Source organism: Halomicronema sp. CCY15110, assembly GCF_016888165.1.
Lineage (GTDB): Bacteria > Cyanobacteriota > Cyanobacteriia > Phormidesmidales > Phormidesmidaceae > Halomicronema.
This window is the reverse complement of record NZ_JACSWC010000141.1, coordinates 1-1046: the sequence shown is the minus strand read 5'-3', so window position 1 is coordinate 1046 and position 1046 is coordinate 1. Positions and strand designations below refer to the sequence as shown.

At 54.3% G+C, this 1046-nt stretch carries 1 pseudogene; it reads left to right on the top strand.

Going from position 1 to position 1046, the window contains the following annotated elements:
- Nucleotides 1–89: 89 nt before the first annotated feature.
- Nucleotides 90–1021: pseudogene (locus JUK32_RS28610) on the top strand (IS1595 family transposase).
- Nucleotides 1022–1046 lie beyond the last annotated feature (25 nt).

Sequence of the window (1046 nt, the reverse complement as noted above, 5' to 3'; positions counted from 1 at the left end):
TGGCTCAATAGCTGTTTTGAGGAGTTGGGATGAGCGATGGGATGAGGGTAGCTTGCTAGGATACCGCAGGAGTCGAGTTATCCCCGCCCATGTTAACCCTGACGCATCTACTGGAAGAGGCCAAATGCTACGAAACCGTGCGCCGCTTACGCTGGCCTGAGGGGAACATTGAATGCCCTCACTGTCAGAGCCCAACGGTGATCAAACGCGGCAAAGATGACAAGCATCCCCATCGCCAACGGTACACCTGCAAAGCCTGTGAGCATCAGTTTGATGATTTAACCGGCACCGTGTTCATGGGACGGCATCAACCGTTGCGGGTCTGGATTGGCTGTTTGTATCTGATGGGGTTGAATCTTTCCAATCAGCAGATTGCCCAAGAGCTTGACTTGCACAAAGACGATGTCCACGCCATGACCACACAGTTGCGTCAAGCCATGGTCGAGAAGAAACCCGAAGTACAACTCTCCGGTACGGTTGAGTGTGACGAGGTGTACATCACTGCGGGACACAAAGGGCACCCCGAAGCGGTGCAAAAAAAGGGCGGCAAGGGCGCAGGCGGAAGCTCAAAGGGCTTCGGGGTCGGGGCACCCTCGCAACGGAAAAGCCGCCGGTCTTGGGGATGATTCAGCGGGGCGGCGATGTGGTCATCCGACTCCTGGAGAATGTGCAACAGAAAACCATTGAACCGATTATCAAAGCCCTCATTGCCCCTGGCACCCTAGTGAATACGGATGAGTACGTGATTTATGAACCGCTAGAAACCTGGGGCTATGGTCACAAAACCGTTTGCCACAGTGCGGGCGAGTACGCCCGGGATGAAGATGGCGACGGTTTCTGCGAGGTTCATGTCAACACGATGGAAGGCTTTTGGTCACTGCTCCGCTCTTGGTTAAGACCCCACCGAGGAATTTCGCAAGAGCATCTGCCGCTTTATCTCGGCTTCTTTGAGTTTGTTCACAATGCCCGAAGGCGGGGTAAAGCCCTGTTAGGTAACCTGTTAGAGACCGTATTGGGCTAGCTCCCCAAAACCCAGATTGAGCCAA